Annotated in this window: 17 protein-coding genes; 12 read left to right on the top strand and 5 right to left on the bottom strand. The window is 60.5% G+C overall.

The window, feature by feature from the left end:
* Nucleotides 1-711, bottom strand: coding sequence for a FadR/GntR family transcriptional regulator (locus tag P0D84_RS25760; RefSeq protein ID WP_408341486.1), 711 nt, complete (start codon nucleotides 709-711; stop codon nucleotides 1-3).
* A gap of 700 nt (nucleotides 712-1,411) precedes the next feature.
* Between P0D84_RS25760 and P0D84_RS25765 the strand changes: the two genes are divergently transcribed.
* From P0D84_RS25765 to P0D84_RS25815, 11 genes are all read left to right on the top strand, one after another.
* Nucleotides 1,412-1,828: a tripartite tricarboxylate transporter TctB family protein gene (locus tag P0D84_RS25765; protein WP_408346001.1), complete on the top strand. Its 417-nt coding sequence runs from the start codon at nucleotides 1,412-1,414 to the stop codon at nucleotides 1,826-1,828.
* A 3-nt stretch (nucleotides 1,829-1,831) separates the two neighbouring features.
* Nucleotides 1,832-3,391, top strand: a complete 1,560-nt coding sequence (locus P0D84_RS25770) for a tripartite tricarboxylate transporter permease (protein ID WP_408341487.1) — start codon at nucleotides 1,832-1,834, stop codon at nucleotides 3,389-3,391.
* Nucleotides 3,392-3,551: 160 nt separating this feature from the next.
* Nucleotides 3,552-4,439: a fumarylacetoacetate hydrolase family protein gene (locus P0D84_RS25775; protein WP_408341488.1), complete on the top strand. Its 888-nt coding sequence runs from the start codon at nucleotides 3,552-3,554 to the stop codon at nucleotides 4,437-4,439.
* A gap of 115 nt (nucleotides 4,440-4,554) precedes the next feature.
* Nucleotides 4,555-5,556, top strand: coding sequence for a tripartite tricarboxylate transporter substrate binding protein (locus P0D84_RS25780; protein WP_408341489.1), 1,002 nt, complete (start codon nucleotides 4,555-4,557; stop codon nucleotides 5,554-5,556).
* 2 nt (nucleotides 5,557-5,558) lie between these two features.
* Nucleotides 5,559-6,029, top strand: coding sequence for a (2Fe-2S)-binding protein (locus P0D84_RS25785; RefSeq protein WP_408341490.1), 471 nt, complete (start codon nucleotides 5,559-5,561; stop codon nucleotides 6,027-6,029).
* Nucleotides 6,026-8,185 (top strand): xanthine dehydrogenase family protein molybdopterin-binding subunit, encoded by a 2,160-nt coding sequence (locus tag P0D84_RS25790; protein WP_408341491.1) that lies wholly within the window; start codon nucleotides 6,026-6,028, stop codon nucleotides 8,183-8,185. The genes P0D84_RS25785 and P0D84_RS25790 overlap by 4 nt, the downstream gene beginning before the upstream one ends.
* Nucleotides 8,186-8,227: 42 nt before the next feature.
* On the top strand, nucleotides 8,228-8,908 hold the full coding sequence (locus P0D84_RS25795) for a molybdate ABC transporter substrate-binding protein (protein WP_408341492.1): 681 nt from the start codon (nucleotides 8,228-8,230) through the stop codon (nucleotides 8,906-8,908).
* Between the two features lie 10 nt (nucleotides 8,909-8,918).
* Nucleotides 8,919-9,107 (top strand): SDR family oxidoreductase, encoded by a 189-nt coding sequence (locus P0D84_RS25800; RefSeq protein ID WP_408341493.1) that lies wholly within the window; start codon nucleotides 8,919-8,921, stop codon nucleotides 9,105-9,107.
* A gap of 177 nt (nucleotides 9,108-9,284) precedes the next feature.
* A complete protein-coding gene (locus P0D84_RS25805) occupies nucleotides 9,285-10,454 on the top strand; it encodes a porin (RefSeq protein ID WP_408341494.1) in 1,170 nt (389 codons plus the stop codon).
* A 268-nt stretch (nucleotides 10,455-10,722) separates the two neighbouring features.
* Nucleotides 10,723-11,493, top strand: a complete 771-nt coding sequence (locus P0D84_RS25810) for a molybdate ABC transporter substrate-binding protein (RefSeq protein WP_408341495.1) — start codon at nucleotides 10,723-10,725, stop codon at nucleotides 11,491-11,493.
* A gap of 118 nt (nucleotides 11,494-11,611) precedes the next feature.
* On the top strand, nucleotides 11,612-12,631 hold the full coding sequence (locus tag P0D84_RS25815; protein WP_408341496.1) for an alpha/beta hydrolase: 1,020 nt from the start codon (nucleotides 11,612-11,614) through the stop codon (nucleotides 12,629-12,631).
* Between the two features lie 337 nt (nucleotides 12,632-12,968).
* Here P0D84_RS25815 and P0D84_RS25820 read toward each other — a convergent pair whose 3' ends face one another.
* Nucleotides 12,969-14,135 carry a porin gene (locus P0D84_RS25820; protein ID WP_408341497.1) on the bottom strand — a complete coding sequence of 389 codons (1,167 nt, stop codon included), beginning with the start codon at nucleotides 14,133-14,135 and terminating at the stop codon, nucleotides 12,969-12,971.
* Between the two features lie 297 nt (nucleotides 14,136-14,432).
* Here P0D84_RS25820 and P0D84_RS25825 point away from each other — a divergent pair, with 297 nt between their 5' ends.
* The gene (locus P0D84_RS25825; RefSeq protein ID WP_408341498.1) at nucleotides 14,433-15,239 is read left to right on the top strand and encodes a MetQ/NlpA family ABC transporter substrate-binding protein; all 807 of its coding nucleotides are present in this window, start codon (nucleotides 14,433-14,435) and stop codon (nucleotides 15,237-15,239) included.
* A 181-nt stretch (nucleotides 15,240-15,420) separates the two neighbouring features.
* Here P0D84_RS25825 and P0D84_RS25830 read toward each other — a convergent pair whose 3' ends face one another.
* From P0D84_RS25830 to P0D84_RS25840, 3 genes are all read right to left on the bottom strand, one after another.
* Nucleotides 15,421-16,536, bottom strand: coding sequence for a succinylglutamate desuccinylase/aspartoacylase family protein (locus P0D84_RS25830; protein WP_408341499.1), 1,116 nt, complete (start codon nucleotides 16,534-16,536; stop codon nucleotides 15,421-15,423).
* A gap of 311 nt (nucleotides 16,537-16,847) precedes the next feature.
* Nucleotides 16,848-17,630, bottom strand: coding sequence for an ABC transporter substrate-binding protein (locus P0D84_RS25835; RefSeq protein ID WP_179740730.1), 783 nt, complete (start codon nucleotides 17,628-17,630; stop codon nucleotides 16,848-16,850).
* A 244-nt stretch (nucleotides 17,631-17,874) separates the two neighbouring features.
* Nucleotides 17,875-18,030: a hypothetical protein gene (locus P0D84_RS25840; protein ID WP_408341500.1), complete on the bottom strand. Its 156-nt coding sequence runs from the start codon at nucleotides 18,028-18,030 to the stop codon at nucleotides 17,875-17,877.
* Nucleotides 18,031-18,110: the final 80 nt, after the last annotated feature.

Below are 18,110 nucleotides of genomic sequence, written 5' to 3' on the forward strand. Positions count from 1 at the left end.
TCAAAAGTCGAAAAGATTGCGCCGTACGTTCACCAGGTGCGTGACCATGAAATCGCGTGCACTGGCCGCATCGCGCTCCTTGAGCGCTGCCAGCAATTGCCGGTGCTCGCGCTGATAAGCGAGTCGTCGTTCAGGCGTAAGGCTGCGTTTTTTTAACAAGCCCCATTCGCCATGTTCGCGGACTTTCAGAATCAGATTGAAGACGCTGACCATGAAATTGTTGTGTGCGGCCTCCGCGATCTTGTGATGAAACTCGGCGTCCCAACGTTCAAACTCCTCGAGCGTCTTTGACTGCTCTGCGCTTACGCAACATGCTTCCATCGCTGCAAAATCGGCCGGCGTGCCATTGCGCACCACCAGGTCGATCAGGCCCGGCTCGAAAATCAGCCGTGCGTCCATCAGCTCGGCGGGACTCACTACAGTTTGTGGCTCCGCTGCCTTGGGTATTTTTTGCTCAATATCCTCGGCCACGTAAGTACCGCTGCCCACGGTCTGGGTGATCAGGCCCATGTCTTTCATCTGCGCCAGCGCGCGTCGCACAGTCGAGCGGCCGACCGCGTAGGTCTCGCTCATCTGCCGCTCGGTTGGCAAGCGTTCGCCCGGATGCCAACGGCCATCGCGGAGGTTGGACAGCAGGGCTTCCTTGAGCGTGTAAACCGGGTCTGAAACGGGATGTTCGGGCATTGGATAAAAAAGCTGTAACGAATCCATGAATCATAAGGCAATGACTGCAGGGTTGGTACAAATTGGTTTCACTCGTGCGCGCCGCCAGATGTCCCCGGTTTTCCCCGCCCCAGTATCGACGTTCGCAATGGAAGGCGCTCAACACAAACCAGGACGTGCCGGCAACAGCGCCAGCGTGATCATGACCGCCGTCCATGGGCACTGCCTGGATTGACGAGAAATCAATCGATTGCTAGCATGGCTCCGTTTGGGTTGATATTAAACCAAATTGAACCAATAGGAAATCTCGTGCGCGTTGTTTCCCTGCTCATCGACCACCGTCAAGTCTTTGTCGTTGTCGCCGCTCCACAGCGCCATCGAGGTTCGCCACCTGCCGCCTCACCTCAGGTCCCGTCATTCCTCAAAGCAAGCGATGTCATGACCCGACAGCGGATACCTGAGTCCCTGTCAATACCGTCGCACAAAGGACGTTTGACCCGTCAGCGAAGCAGCGGGAAAGCTCCGTGAACCCCTTACGTAGCGCAACCGGACAAACCAGGTCGTGGCAATCCTAAAAAAATGAGGGTGAATCGCTACGCCGAAAAAGACAGCGTTTTATCAGTACCCAAGCTCCGGAAAGAACCGGCGCGAAGGCAAATTACAGGAGACAAGTAACGTGAATACCAAAACGGCGCATGCATTCGGCTTTCTGCATCGCTATAACAAAGATCTCTATGCGGGCGCCCTGATGCTCGTGCTCGGCCTCGGCTCGATCTATGCCGGGCTTGGCTATAACGTGGGCAGCCTGAGTCACATGGGCTCGGGATTCTTCCCTGTAGCGGTGGGGACCGTTCTCGTCTTGTGCGGCTTCGCGATCGCATTTTCTGCCAAAGCCCCAGACGCCCAGGACACTGCGGAGCCAGCGCCCCGGCCCGAATGGCGCGCCTGGTGCTGCATCGTGACAGGCATCGCCGCCTTCGTCGTGCTGGGCCGATACGGCGGCCTGTTACCCGCCACCTTCGCGATCGTGTTCATTTCGGCACTCGGCGACCGGGACAACACCTGGGCGAGCGCGCTCATTCTCGCCGTCGCGATGTGTGCGATCTGCACCGTCGTGTTCTGGTGGGCGTTGAAACTGCAGTTTCCTTTGCTGTCCTGGGGTTGAATCATGATGGGTCAATCTCTATTGGACTTGATGCAAGGTTTCGGCGTCGCGCTTCAGCCCCACAACCTGATGTGGTCGTTCGTCGGCGTGTTGATCGGCAACCTGATCGGTGTGCTGCCGGGCATGGGCGCGTTGTCGGCCATTTCCATGTTGCTGCCGCTGACCTATACGATGCATCCGATTCCCGCAATCCTGATGCTGGCGGGTATCTTCTACGGTTCTCAATACGGCGGCGCGATCGGTGCGATCCTGCTCAACCTGCCATGTCATCCGCCGCACGCGGTGACCTGCCTGGACGGTTATCCCATGACCAGACAGAACAAAGGCGGCACGGCACTGGGCATCGCCATGCTAGCTTCGTTCTTCGCGGCGTCGTTCGGCATCGTTGTGATGGTTTTCGCCTCGCCGCTACTGGTCAGCGTGGCTTTCAAGTTTGGGCCGACCGAACTGTTTTCGATCATGCTACTGGGCTTGCTGGCCGGTGGCACCATGTCCCGGGGCTCGGCGCTCAAGGGCGTGGCGATGACGGCCGTGGGACTGCTGATCGGCATTGCCGGCACGGACGTCAACAGCGGCGTGATGCGCCTGACCTTCGGTCTGCCACAGCTTTCCGACAAGGTCGAACTGGTGGCGCTGGCGCTCGGCCTCTTCGGTGTGGCGGAATTTCTGCGCAACGTCAATCGCATGGAGTCGGTGGGTAGCGGCACCAAGGTACGCTTGCGCGACATGCGACCCAGCATGGCCGAGCTCAGGCAAGCGTTCTTGCCGATGGTGCGCGGCACGTTCATCGGTACGTTGTTCGGCGCGATGCCGGGCACCGGTCCTACCATCACCACGTTCCTCGCTTACGCGGCCGAGAAAAAGCTCTCTAAATCACCCGAACGGTTCGGCTGCGGCGCTCTCGAAGGGGTCGCAGCGCCGGAGGCCGCGTCGCATTCCAAGACCCAGGTGGACTTCATTCCAACCATGAGTCTGGGCATTCCGGGCGACGCCGTGATGGCGCTGATCCTCGGCGCGCTGTTGATCCAGGGTATCCAGCCAGGTCCGCAGTTGATCACCGAGCACGCCGACCTGTTCTGGGGGCTCATCGCCAGCTTCTGGATCGGCAATGTTCTGCTGGTGATTCTGAACGTGCCGCTGATCGGCGTCTGGGTGAAGCTGCTGCGGGTGCCTTATCGCTATCTGTATCCGTCGGCACTGTTTTTCATTGCGGTGGGCGTTTACAGCACCAACAACAGTCTGTTCGAGGTTGGCGAAGTGCTGGTATTCGGTGTGGTCGGCGCCATCTTCGCCGCGCTTGATTTTCAGGTCGCGCCGATCCTGCTCGGTTATGTGCTCGGACCTATGGTCGAAGAGTATTTCCGGCGCGCGATGTTGCTCTCGCGCGGAAACCTGGCCGTCTTCATCGATCGCCCGATCAGTGCCTTTTTCATCGCGTGCAGTGCTCTGCTCATCCTGGCGCAACTCTTTTTTTGGGTGCGCGGCATGAAAAAACGCGCTGCCCAACGCCGCTCATTGCACGCGACGAAACCAGCCACCGTCACCGACAACACGCTGGTGTGAGTCGCGACACATTGGTTGTAATTGGTTTTGTTAATTCCTGATCTACGTTGTTTTTTTCCATCGCAAAGCGCAAGAATGCCGATTAGCGAGGCGGGTAGTGCTTGTGGAGTGGTTGCGTTTGGGATATATTAAAACCCAATCGTAACCAATAGGAGATTTGATGCGCTTTGCTTCCCTGCTTATCGACCGGCGTCACGTCCCGGTCGTCATCGCCGACGACCTGCAACGCTTCGTCGAGGTTCGTCACCTTCTGCCCGGCTTTGACGGTGACATGATCGATCTCATTGCCCAGGTTTCGTTGCCGGACCAGCAGTTCGCCGCCGCCGTGCAACGCACTGATCGCTGGCAAGCTATCGGTGCCCACGAGCTGCTCGCCCCGCTCGAGGTGCGCCGTAACATCTTCTGCGTCGGCAAGAACTATCACGAACATGCGAGGGAGTTCAGCCAATCCGGGTTTGACACGTCCGCCCAGCAAGGCGAGTTCGCTCCGCCCGCGCCCGTCGTCTTCACCAAGCCCGCTTCTACCGTGGTCGCGCATCGCGCCACCGTCAAAGCCTTCGAGCACCTCACGTCCCAACTCGACTACGAGGTCGAACTCGCTGTCGTCATCGGTAAGCCCGGCATAGGCATTTCCAGGGCCAATGCCCTTCAGTACGTGTGGGGCTACACCATCGTCAACGACGTCACAGCGCGCGACCTCCAGCAAAAGCATCGTCAATGGTTCATCGGCAAGTCATTGGATACCTTCTGTCCGATGGGCCCCTACCTGGTTTCCGCCCAGGGTATCGATAGCGCCAACCTGAACGTGCGTTGCTGGATCAACGACGAACTGCGCCAGAACGCCAACACCAAAGACCTTATCTTCGATATCCCAACTATCATCGAAACCCTTTCGGCCGGCATGACTTTGCTGCCCGGCGATGTCATCGCCACCGGCACCCCCGCTGGCGTCGGCATCGGCTTCAAGCCCCCCAGGTTCCTCAAGAAGGGCGATGTCATGAAGCTCGAGATCGATCACCTCGGCTCCCTCGTCAATACCATTGGATAAGTAGCGCGCGGCATCTTTTTCAATGATCAGGCGCTCGCGCGCACCACGCCGGGCGGGCGTCTCGTTACTGCGGCGCGCAGTGGCGACGCGGACTATAAATACCAGGAGGCACGTCATGAACAATCGTTGGAGCACTCGCTCCTTTCGCCGGTGTATGGGCCAGGCCTTGACGCTTGGCGCACTGGCGTCGACATCGATCGCGAGCTTTGCAGCCGACGACTATCCGAGCCGTCCGGTCACCATCATCGTGCCATTCGCGGCAGGCGGGTCCGCCGACGTATACGCACGCATCGTCGCGCAACAACTCAGCGCTCAATTGAAGCAGTCGTTCATCGTCGACGACCGGCCTGGCGCGGGCGCCATTATCGGCACCGAGTATGTGGCGCAGTCGAAGCCCGATGGTTATACGCTGCTGTTGATCTCCAACACGCACACCGTCAACGAAACGCTCTACACGAGGAAGCCGTTCAAGCTGATGAGCGATTTCGTGCCGGTGGCACCGATCAATTCTTCCGACCTGGTGCTGGTGACACGGCCGGGTCTGGGGGTCAATAGCGTCGCCGACCTGATCAAGCTGGCGAGGAGCGAACCAGGCAAACTGTCGTATGCCTCGTCCGGTTACGGCACGCCGTATCACATGGCCGGCGAGCTGTTCAAACAGATGGCCGGGGTCTCGATCCTGCATGTGCCTTACAAGGGCAGCTCGAATGCACGTACCGACGTAATCGGCGGCCAGGTCGACATGATGTTCGATGCCACCACCACCATGGCGGGCTTTATCAGCAGCGGCAAGGCCAAGGCGCTGGCCACCACCGGCACGGTGCGTTCGGACCTGCTGCCCAATCTGCCAACCGTCGATCAGTCCGGGGTGCCTAAGTACAACGCCGTGATCTGGCTCGGCCTGATGGCGCCCAAAGGCACGCCGCCTGCGGCGGTCGACAAGCTCAACGCCGCGCTGACCCGGATCGTCGCCACTCCGCAGATCAAGGCGTCCTGGCAGAAACAGGGCGCCGACACGATGTCGATGAATCCGGCTCAGTTCACGCAATTCATGAATGACGACATAAAAAAATGGGCGCAGGTAGTCAAGGTTTCGGGTGCGAAGGTCGACCAGTGACCATGGCCGCGACTACGTGCATTCCGGTTACGGTCAACGGGACCGGGCATGGGTTCGATCTGGACGGCGACACCCGCCTGCTCGACGTGCTTCGCGATGAACTGAAACTCAAAGGCACGCGTTTCGGCTGTGGAGAAAACCAGTGTGGTGCGTGTTTCGTCCTGGTCGACGGTTTTGCGGTGGCGTCATGCGACACACCGCTTTGGGCTCTGGCGGGCAAGCATGTGACCACGGTCGAAGGTTTGGGCAACCCGCGGGCACCGCATCGCTTGCAGCGGGCGTTCATCGCCGAGCAAGCCGCGCAATGTGGCTACTGCAGCTCGGGCATGCTGATCGCCGCGGCGGCGCTGCTCGAGCGCTGTCCGCACCCGACAGACGCCCAGATTCGAGAGGCCCTGGACCGCAATCTGTGCCGGTGCGGCAGCCACAATCGCATCGTGCGCGCAGTGCTGCGTGCCGCCTCGTCATTGTGAACGCACTCACCGCCGTCTCCACCGAAGCGACAGGCGTCCCGGTCAGCGAGCGGCCGCAGAGTCTGCGCGCCAATCCTTGCCTTGGCGCGTGGCTGCGATTCTCCAGCGAGGGATACGTCGAAGTGTTTTCGGGCAAGGTCGAGTTCGGCCAGGGCATCGTCACGGCGCTCGCGCAGATCGTTGCCGAAGAACTGGATGTCGGCATCGACCAGATTCGCATGCGCCCGGCCAACACGGCGGCGAGTCCCGACGAGGCTGTCACCTCCGGTAGTCTTTCGATACAACACGCCGGCACCGCGTTGCGACACGCCTGCGCGCACGCCCGGGCCTTGTTGCTCGAACGTGCTGCGCGTTTGCTGCAAGTGTCGACGGACCTGGTGCATCAATTAACGGTGAAGCGCGGTGAGATCAAGGCGCCTCACGGCGGTGTCGCGAGTTACTGGGCCATCGCCGGCGATGTTCAATTCGACGTTGATGTCGATTGCACGATTGCCGTGAAAGCGGCCGCCGCCTACACCATCGTGGGCGCGCCGGTGGCGCGCGACGATCTCGCGGATAAATTCCTGGCGGTTCCGCGCTTTATCCAGGATATCGAGCTGCCGGGCATGCTGCATGGACGCATGCTGCGTCCGGCCTCGCGCGCAACGACCCTGCTCGCGCTCGACGATGGCGCAGCACGCGCGGTGTCCGGCGTGCTGCAAGTGATACGCGACGGCTCGCTGGTGGGCGTGCTGGCCACGTCGCAACGCGCCGCCGTCGAAGCCATTGACAAGCTGCGCCGGCACGCCCGCTGGCAGCACAGCGAGCCCCTTCCGGAACAACAGAAGTTGAGCGTCTGGTTGAAGCAGCAATCAGTGGAAACCACCGTAGTGGCCAACCGGCAAAGCGCCGCCCCCGACGTGGCACGCACCATGAAGATGACCTGCGACAAGCCGTTCCTCGCGCATGCTTCGATCGGCCCCTCGTGCGCATTGGCTCGATTCGACGGCGAACGCCTGGAGGTGTGGAGTCATAGTCAGGGCATCTTCAATCTGCGCGCCGACCTGGCGTTGAGCTTCGGCATGGCGGAATCGGCCGTGGTGGTGCAGCACGCGGAAGGCGCCGGCTGTTATGGGCACAACGCGGCCGACGACGTCGCCTACGATGCCGCGTGGCTGGCGCGCGCCGCGGGCGGCCAGCCCGTTCGAGTCCAGTGGAGCAGGGCGGACGAGTTGGCATGGGCGCCGTACGGCCCAGCCATGGTGATCGAACTCGAGGCAGATCTCGATGCGGGCGATCGCGTGGTGGGGTGGCGTCATAGCGTCTGGAGCAACGGCCATGGCACGCGGCCGGGTCGCGGCAGCACCCCTGCATTGCTGGGCGCCTGGCATCTCGAGACGCCGTTCGAAGCGCCCGCGGCAGTCAATCCCCCGCTGGCCGCGGGTGGGGGTGCCGAGCGTAATGCGGTGCCGTTCTACGATTTTCCCGCGTGGAACATCGTGAATCACCGGGTGCTGAGCATGCCGCTGCGAACCTCGTCGTTGCGTTCGTTAGGAGCATTCGCCAACGTGTTCGCGCTTGAGTCGTTTGTCGACGAGCTGGCCGAAGCGAGCGCCAGCGAACCGCTCGAATGGCGCTTGCGGTATTTGTCGGATCCCCGCGCCCGAGCCGTGCTGCAGCGCGCGGCGCTGCGCGCCGGCTGGCACGAAAGGGATAAGCAGGAAGGCATCGGCTATGGCATGGCCGTGGCACGGTATAAAAATTCCGGCGCGTATTGCGCGGTGGTGGCACGCATCGAGGCAGGCGTGCAGATCGTGGTCACCAGACTGAACATTGCGGTGGACGTGGGCATCGTCATCAACCCTGATGGCGTCGCCAACCAGATCGAGGGCGGTGCACTACAGGCTGTGAGCTGGACCTTGAAAGAAGAAGTGCGATTCGACCGGCAACGCGTCACCAGCGATAGTTGGGAAACCTATCCGATCTTGCGGTTCACGGAAGTTCCCGCTGTCGAGGTCGATATCGTGCCGTCGAACGCACCGGCTTGTGGGGCGGGCGAGGCATCGCTGGGTCCGACCGCGGCGGCCATCGGTAACGCGGTACGCGATGCTCTCGGCGTAAGAGTAACCAGCCTGCCCTTGAGCGCCGAGCGAATCATCGCGGCATTCGACCATTAATCCAATCAGACGGGAGTCACTGTAACTATGGAATTGAATATTTTGAGCGCCGGCGCGGCCAAAGGTATTGTTCAGGCCCTGGCGGAAGAATTCCGCTCGAGCACGGGTGCCAGTCTCAACGGCACCTTCGGCGCGGTCCACTCGATCCGCGAAAAACTGGATGCCGACGAACCTTGCGACGTCATCATCCTGACCGGGAAAATGATCGCGGAGCTGGACCTGGAGAGACGCGTGGAATTCGCTTCGCGCGCCGAGCTGGGACGTGTCGAAACCGGCCTCGCGGTGCGCACCGGCGAACCGCTTCCGGCCATCGCCGATAGGGAGGAATTGAGCGCCAGTTTGAAACGCTCGAAGGGGGTCTACTTTCCCGACCCGCTGCGCGCCACCGCCGGCATTCATTTCGTTGCCGTGTTGCGGAAGATGGGCATCTACGACAACGTCGAGCCGTTCTTCCGGCCTTTTCCGAGCGGCGCGGTGGCCATGGCGAACCTGGCACAAAGCAGCGAACCCGGACTGATCGGCTGTACTCAGGTGACCGAGATCATGTATACGCAAGGCGTTTCGCTGGTTGGGCTGTTGCCCAAGGAATTCGAACTGTCGACGGTCTATTCGGCAGCCGTCAGCAGCAAGGCCGCGAACCCGGAGCTGGCACGCGCCCTCGTCCAGTTCCTCACCGGCAGCCAGACCCGGACGCTGCGCGAATCTAGTGGCTTCGACGTTTAGTTTGATGCGCATGAGCACCGTGCGGGACCACTCGGCAGGCGACACCGAACCGGCTCACCACGCCGAACGCAAAACATTGCTGGGCCGGCGCGGGCAGCCTGAAGAAGTGGCTCGCCTGGTTCAGTTTCTATACAGCCCGAAATCCCGCTACTTGAGAGGGCAAGCGTTGTACACCAACGAGGGCGCATTCCTCGCCTGAATTTGCATGAGAGCGATCGAACGGCACGCCACGGCGTGCCGCTTTGACGGAGGTCGATTTAACCGGCAGTCGATACGGAGGATAACTTCAGAACTATATGTAATTCAATATATTAGTTAGTAGTGCATATGCAATGAATAAACTGACAACCGCATACCAAAGAGAATAGAGGCGATAGTGAAAAAATCACTACTGGCATTGCCGATACTGGCTGTTTGTGCGACGCACGCGAACGCACAGAGCAGTGTCACGCTGTACGGGCTTCTTGATGAAGGATTGATGATCAACACGAACGCCAAGAACGTGGTGAACGGAAAGAATGTCGGCGGCCGTCAGTTTCAGGTGGATTCCAACTCGGGCTTGCAAGGCAGCCGGTGGGGCTTCCGAGGTTCCGAGGATCTGGGCGGCGGCCTGAGGGCGATCTTCACGCTGGAATCCGGTATGAACATCAGCAATGGCGCGTTTGGCCAGGGCAACACGGCTTTCGGCCGCCAGGTGTTCGTTGGCATCTCCAGCGCGAGCTACGGCGCGGTCACGTTGGGCCGGCAGTACGACAGCGTCAACGATTACATCGGCAGCTACGGCTTCGCGCTTTCGTATGGCGGTTCGAGCACCGAGCATCCGGGCGACATCGACAACGTCAATCACTCGGTCCGCGCGAACAACACGATCAAATACACGAGCCCCAACTTCCGCGGTTTGCAGTTCGGCGGGACGGTCTCGTTGGGCGGTGTCGCCGGTGAAATCTCGCAGTCCAGCAGCTATACGCTGGGCGCGAACTATAACCACAACGGCATCGGGCTCGGCGTGGCGTACGAGTACTTCAAGAACCCGTCTGCACCGGGCGCCATTTTGAACGGTAACATGAACCCGACGACGTTCAACTCGTTGAATTCCGGCTATCTCGGGGCGAAACCCGCGAATTCGTTGCAGATCATCGCCGCGGCCGGCAGCTATCAGATCGGACCGGCGTTGATTGGCGCGGTGTATTCGAACACGAAGTACCAGAATATCGGTGCGTTCGGCGGCGCGACGGCGACCTTCAACGACTTCGAATTGAACGCGTCCTATCGATTCACGCCGGCGCTACTTCTGGCGGGTGACTACAACTACACGAAGGGCAACGCAGTGCGCGGGGACATCGGCGACCAGAAGTACAATCAGTTCTCGCTGGTGTTGGACTACCTTCTGTCGAAGCGCACGGACGTTTACATGGAAGGCACGTACCAGACGGCAAGCGGCACCAGCTCGACGGGCGCGGCGGCGGTGGCGGATATCGGCGCCCTCGGCGATTCGTCGAACAACCATCAGCTCGTCGCCCGGGTCGGGATGCGCCACAGGTTCTGACGTCGTAGCGTGTCGGCGCGCAAGCGTCGTCAGCGACGCCCGTGGGGCATCGCTGGGCGTGCCTCACAGGCACATGGCCGCCGCGATTGTGGCGGTCATTGTCATGAGTGCCATTGCTACACCGACACGCTGCAGAATCGGGCACTCGGATGCTGAGGCGACTCGTCGCTTAAAATTAGGTATCCCGATGTACTGTGTGTGTTCGAGCGTATGCCGTTCGACAACTTGATAATGCCGTACTCAGCAATGCTCACCGGAGCACTTTCTTATGAAGACGAAAGCAGGACTTCTGCTTGCTATCGTGTTGGTCACGATGCAGTCCGCTCACGCGGCGGATCTGGTCATTCTCTCAGCGGCTGCGATGAAAGGCGCACTGGAGAATCTGCCCGAACAATATCTGGCTGCAACAGGCGATCGCGTGCGCCTTATCTACGGCACCGCGGGACAGGTGCGTGACCGGGCAATATCGGGGCAGGCCTTTGACCTCGTCATCGTCCCACCTGAGCCCCTCGCCAAACTGACCGAGCGCGATCTTGTCAGGAAGGGTTCACAGGTCGATGTCGCGCGCGTGCGGCTCGGAGTCGCAGTCAAAGCGGGTGCCACCTTGCCCGCGATCGCTGACGACGCGGCGTTCACGAAAGTTCTGCTCGACGCCCCTTCGATCGGTATGGCCGACCCCGCCACCGGTGCTACCTCCGGCGTCTATCTGGCCCGGTTGATTGACCGTCTCGGGATTGGCGGCACGGTGGGTCCCAAGGTCAAATATTATCCGGAAGGGCAAGCCGCCATGGAAGCGATGGCACGAGGCGAGGTGTCCCTCGGATTAGGACAGACCAGCGAAATCAAACCTGTGCAGGGTGTCAGCCTCGTCGGGCCAATCCCGGAAGATTTGCAACTCGTAACGACCTACGCAGCAGGCATAGGTGCAAAGAGCGAGCATCCGGGCGCAGCGCAAAAGCTGCTTTCCTATCTCACCGGACCAGCAGTGCAAACGTCTTTGAAGGCGAACGGATTCGACCTCATCTCACCCGCTAATTGACTCATTCCGTACTACGGCACACGCCATGGAGTCGAGACAAAAAGGGGAGTGTTGCCCAGGCTCGGCGGTACGGGCACAAGGATTGGTAACGTCTTAATTCTCATAATCGGGAAAAACAATGAGCAACACGAAAGACACGCAGCAGAGGGTCCAGCGACGCCGTTTGCTGCAAGGCGCGGCCCTGACACTGATGGCCACAGCAGTGCCGCTCTCTGCCAATGCGGCGGCGCCGCAGATCATTGCCGAAGATCACTGGGCGCAGAAAGGCGCGGTGAAACTGTATCTCTATCGCAAGCGACTCGCGGACGACCGCAACGCAAAGTCCGGCCAGAAGCCTGTGTTATTCCTTGTGCACGGTTCGTCGTTTTCGGGCCGCGGGGGCTTCGACCTGCATGTGCCGGGCACGGAGAACTACTCGTTCATGGACGAGTTTGCTCGCTACGGCTTCGACGTCTGGACCATGGACCATGAAAACTACGGCCGCTCGTCGCAGACGGATTCGAACTCCGATGTCCGCTCCGGTGTCGAGGACCTGAAAGCCGCAATGCCGGTTGTCGAAAGGGTGACTGGCCAAAAAACGTTCATGTTCTATGGCCAGTCGTCCGGCGCCCTCAGGCTGGGCGTCTTTGCGATGGAAGAGCCGGACCGCGTGGAGCGCATGGTCCTGGATGCGATCACCTACACGGGCGAGGGCGCACCGGAAATCATGAGGCGGCGCGAGAACATCGCGGCCCTCGAGGCCAGCAACTTCCGTCCAACCTCGCAAGCGAGCTTCGATGCCATCTTCGCCCGCGACGACCCGTCGACGGTCGATCCCAAAGTACCGAAGGCATTGGGCGACTATGAACTCAAGCTCACCAACCGGACGCCGAACGGCACCTACATCGATATGGCAATTCATATGCCGATGGTCGATCCGAAACAGCTGCAGTGTCCAGTTTGCATGACGAGAGCCGAGCACGACGGCAATGCGACCGATGCGGAACTGCTCGATTTCTTTTCGCTATTGCCGAACAAGGACAAGCAATTTTGCGAGATCAAGGGAGTGGCTCACATTGCGGTGCTGGGCATCAATCGGCATCGTATATGGCATGCGATGCATGCCTTCTTCACGATGCCGCCGCAGCGTTCAGCCTGACATAAACGAGAGCGTGCAAAAGTTGGGGACAGCCGCTCGAGCATCTGGCTGCGGCACTGGCTTCGTGTGGGGTACGCTGATCAGTCGGGCCACATTCTCGTGAGCGCCGACTGCAATCGTGGGCGACGGCCTCCCATCAGAACTTGTGCCGCATTCCTACGCGAAGCACGACCTGATGATTATCGCTCGCTGGAGTGCCGATCGTTGATCGCGGCAACCGCCGCACGCAAGTATCTGAAAAGCCGATCCCCCAAAAGAAAAACGCCCCGCAGGGCGTTTTTCATCACCTTGGCACGGCAAGGAACTCGCGCTCCTCGCCGACCAAAGCAAGACTCGCTTAGAACTTGTGACGGATACCGACGCGGAATGCCAGCTGGTTGTCCGCACCCGTGCCCGACGTGTTGAAGTAGCTCGTGCTCGAACCGATCTGTGCTTGCAGATCCTGCGTGCCGTTGTGGCCGGCCGCGATCTGGTAGATGCCCAGTGCGTAGACGTCCGTACGCTTGCTCAATGCATAGTCGACGCTCAGGTCTACCTGGTTGAAGTGGCCCGTGTTGGCATCGCTCAGGTGCATGTACGTATAGCCCGCGCCTGCCGTCAGTGCCGGCGTGAACGCGTACTTCGCGCCCGCTTCGTATGCAGTGAACGTCGTGGAAGCGCCCGTGATCGGTTCGAAGCGCGTGTTCGTGTACAACGCCCACAGCGTAGCGGCGCCGATCGAGTAACGGCCACCGACGCCGAACGTGCGCAGATCGCGCACGTTGCCCGTCGACACGTTGGCGATGCTGGTCGAGAACGCCGGGGTTGCCTGGCTCGGGTAACGGATGTCCGTGTACGCCGCGCCCACGCCGAACGGGCCGTTCGCGTAGTTCACGCCGAAGCTATACGCACGCGACGAACCCGCCACCGGTGCAGCGGTCGTGCCGGTAGCCGGCGCGCCTGCGAATGCGCCAGCCTGGTTCGAGAAGCCGTACAACGCGCCGAAGGTCAGACCCGAGAAATTCGCGCTGCTGAACTTGACTGCGTTGTTGATACGGCTCGACGTCAACTGGTCGACGTCGTTGATGTGGTAAGCGTAGTTGCCCGCGACGGTCTGGCCGCCGGTCGAGTAGTTGCCACCCAGATAGTCGGTCGAAAACGAATACTGGCGACCGAACGTCAGCGAGCCGATGGTGTCCTTCGACAGACCGACAAACGCTTGACGGCCGAACATCGCACCACCCTGGCCGAGGGTGCCGTTGCCGCTGTTAAAGCCGTTTTCCAACACGAACAGCGCCTTCAGGCCGCCACCGAGGTCTTCGCTGCCGCGCAGACCCCAACGGCTGCCTTGAGCAACGCCGTCGTCGTACTTGACGAGGTTGTCGTGACCGCCGGTAGCGGTCTTCGAATTGTTCACGTAGCTGATACCGGCATCGATCACGCCATACAGCGTGACGCTGCTTTGCGCGTGGGCAGCGCTGGCGACGATGGCGAGAGTAGCGGCGGTCAATACTTTCTTGTTCAAGACTTTCTCCGATTAAAAATTAAGCGATCGCGACGCGGTGCTCTGCGGCAGGGTCGTGCGATGGCCCGAAATTTAAGCGAATGCAGAGTAGCGTATGTGACAGTCCGGGTATTTTTAGAAATCTGTCGCGCCGGCGCGACACTCGCATCGCTTCGCGAATCGAAATACGCAAGACACGCCGCTCATAAGCTTTTTTCAGATCGTGCATATAAGCGTGTGAAAAACGAATGGTTTTGGGCGCATCGACTGCATGCGACGATTTGTGCCTATCAATCGAAATCGCTTGTGGGGAAATGCATGCAACGCCGGAAAATCATCCAGAATCTGCTCGCTATCGCCGCCGTCTCGCTGACGGCAACATTCGCGCATGCCGACGACAAACAACTCAAGATCGGCACGATGAGCGGCCCGGATGCGCAGATCTGGTCGGTCGTGACCAAGGTCGCGGCGCGCGAAGGGCTGAATGTGAAGGTCATCGAATTCAACGACTACGTGCAGCCGAACGCGGCGCTCGACGCCGGCGACCTCGATGCCAATGGTTTTCAACACCAGCCGTTTCTTGATAGCCAGATCAAGCAGCGCGGCTACAAGATCGTCAACGTCGGTTTAACCTACGTGTCGCCGATGGGCTTCTATTCGAAGAAACTCAAGTCGCTCAAGGAATTGCCTGAAGGCGCGAAGGTCGGCATCCAGAACGATCCGTCGAATGGCAATCGCGCGCTGCTGCTGTTGCAGAAATACGGCGTGATCAAGCTGAAGCCGGGCGTGGGCACGAGCGGTGTCAATGCCACGCCGCTCGATGTCGTCGACAATCCGAAGAAGATCAAGCTGGTGGAACTCGACGCCGCGCAATTGCCGCGCGCGCTCGACGACCTCGATGCGGCGTCGATCAACACGGACTACGCGGTGAAGGCCGGCCTGCAGCCGACAAAAGACGCGATCGCGATCGAAGACCTCAAGGGTCCATACGCGAATCTGATCGCCGTGCGCGCGCAGGATCGCGACAAGCCGTGGGTGAAGAAGCTGGTTGCCGCTTATGAATCGGACGAAGTGCGCAAGTACATCGATACGCAGTTCAAAGGCGCGATCATTCCGGCTTTCTGAGCTGGTTCGTGAGCGGTTTTACATGTGGTTTTCCAGCCGTCTTTGAGCAAATCCGTTCTGTCGCCACAGATGCGTAAACGCAGATCGCCCGCTGAAATAGCGGGCGATCTGCTTTGCTGCGGGCATAGCTTCCGCGGGCCAATACGGGCAAGCGCGGCCTCCGGTGTTGGTCAAAGGCTCCTCAGTTGCTCAACAACGAGCCGCTTCTGAACGCCTTCGCACCGGCAATGCGCGCGAATTCCAGCCCGGCTGTCGCAAAGCGCGTCAAATGCCGCGCGTACAGCACACCGGCGACGGTGCTCTTCAGCGTCACGACGCGATCGGTCAACGGATCGACGATGTCGGCGATCTCTTGGCCGACATCGACCCAGGTACCCACTTCGCAGCGATACACCAGCACACCGCTGATCGGCGCGACGATCGGTTCGGCGCCGGCCAGCGGCGTGGCTGCGAATTCGAGCGCCGGCAGCGGCGCCGGCGTGCCGTCGATCACGCCGCGCGAGGTCAGGTATTCGATGATTGCCTGAGCGTCGCGCTCGGCGTACTCGTACGACACTTCGCGTTGACCGCGCAGTTCAACCGTGACCGAGATCGAGCCGTTCGGAATCGGAAAGCGATCACCGTAACGGCCGCGCAGATCCGACCAGCAGAAGCTGTGGATTTCGTCGAACGGATTGCCCACCGAATTCAGTGCCAGCAGCGAGGCCTTGGCGTCCAGATAGCAGGCCAGCGGCTCGACTTCCGGCCACAGGTCGGGGTTGGTATAGAGGTGCAGCGCGGCTTCCCAGTCGCAGTGCAGGTCGAGTACCACATCGGCGTCATACGAGAGCTTTTGCAGCGCCAGACGTTGCGATTCGAGTTCGTTTGCCGGCTTTTGCTCATCGAGCGCCTCACGCATCGCCGCGCGGATCGCGCTGCGATTGGCGTCGATGTTGTCGGTCAGACGCGCCTCGATACCGGGTTGAATCAGTGCCGCGAGTTCGTAGAAATTGCGGTTGAAGTTCTGCGCGCTGTTGGTCTCGAAGCGGCCCGTCAGATGGCCGAGAAAATGCTGATTCAAGCCGATCGGATTGGCCACCGGCACGATCACGACTTCGCCGCGCATTTTGCCGGCCGCTTCCAGCGCGGCCAGTTTGCGGCGCAATGCCCACGAGACCAGCATGCCAGGCAACTCGTCGGCATGCAGCGACGACTGGATGTAAATCTTCTGCCCGCCGCCGGGACCGTAGTGAAAACTCGTCAGATTACGGGCGGTGCCGAGCGTCGGGGCAATCAGCGGATGGGTTTGGGTTTGCATGGTTTTCAAGTCCGCGGGCAAGCGGGGCATGCCGCGCTATGTCGTTGATTACAGGGGGAAAAGGTGCTTCATGGCCGATCATTGGCGGGCCGGCTCGCGGCGCCGCTATCGCACGATCTTAGCCGATATGACGCGATGCGGGGTCTTATCCGGCATTGTGCGGATCGCGCGTGGCATGCGGGCAGGCCGGTTCGGCCGGAGCGTAGCCGAGGTGGAACGGCCAGGCGGCCCCGCAAACGAAACGGGCCCCGCATGTAGCGGAGCCCGTTTCTGCAAGCCGGCAAGCGCGCCGTCAGACGCGCCTGGCTGGCTTAGCTGCCGTACACGTTGAAGTCGAAGTACTTCTTCTCGATCTTCTTGTACGTACCGTCCTTGATGATGTCGGCGATCGCCTTGTCGACCTTCGCCTTCAGATCGGTGTCTTCCTTGCGCATGCCGATGCCCGCGCCTTCGCCGAGGATCTTCGGATCGTTCAGATCCTTGCCGACGAAGTCGAAGCCCGCGCCGCGCGGCGTCTTCAGGAAGCCGATTTCAGCTTGCACGGCGTCCTGCAGCGCTGCGTCCAGACGGCCCGACAGCAAGTCGGCGTAGACCTGGTCCTGGTTCTGATACGGCACGACCTTCGCGCCCTTCGGTTCCCAGTAGGTCTTTGCGTAGGTTTCCTGAATCGTGCCCTGTTCCACGCCAACCGTCTTGCCCTTGAGCGAGTCGGCCGTCGGCAGGATGCCCGAACCCTTCTTCGCGACGAGGCGTGTGGGGGTGTTGAACAGCTTGGACGAGAAAGCGATCTGCTCGGCGCGTTGCGGTGTCATGGACATCGACGAGAGCACGCCGTCGAACTTCTTCGCCTTCAGGGCCGGAATCATGCCGTCGAAGTCGTTTTCGACCCACACGCACTTGGCCTTCAGGCGTGCGCAGATTTCATTGCCGAGGTCGATATCGAAGCCAACGAGCTTGCCGTCCGAACCCTTCGACTCAAACGGGGGGTAGCTGGCGTCAACGCCAAAACGGATCGTCGACCAATCTTTAGCGTGTGCGCCAATCGAGACGGTGGCAAGCAGAGCAACCGTCAAAGCCGCTAGCAGTTTTTTCACTGTTTAACTCCTCGGTGTAGTTCAAATACTCCCGTATGCGGTTGTGCCGCTGCGGGACGCCCGGCGCGACTCACGACCGGGCTTGGGTTGAAGCTGCGGGCCGGGGCGGCCAGCAGCGCGCGCCAAGCTTATCAGTTCAAAAAGAACGGGTAGCTAGTGAAACACCGGATGGCGCACGGGAATCGCTCTTATATTGCCGGCATGGGCAACGTCAAGCCCGCCGCGGACGGTTTCTGAATCTGCTTCAGAAGCGTTCGAGATAGTGTTGTGCAGTGCGCGTCACATGCCGCTCGGCGAGCAGTGCCACGAGCGTCGCGTCGCCGGATTGCACGGCGCGCAGGATGGCGGCGTGCTCTACCCAGGTGGTGCGGACTTCAGCGTCGTTGGCGTTGACGAACAATTTCCTTTGTCAAGCGATAAGAGGCGATCAAGGCCCCGTGTTTCGGTCCGCAGAACCCCCATTTCGAATGTTTCCTCGAC

The sequence above is a fragment of the Paraburkholderia sp. RL17-337-BIB-A genome, from assembly GCF_046025895.1.
GTDB lineage: Bacteria > Pseudomonadota > Gammaproteobacteria > Burkholderiales > Burkholderiaceae > Paraburkholderia > Paraburkholderia fungorum_C.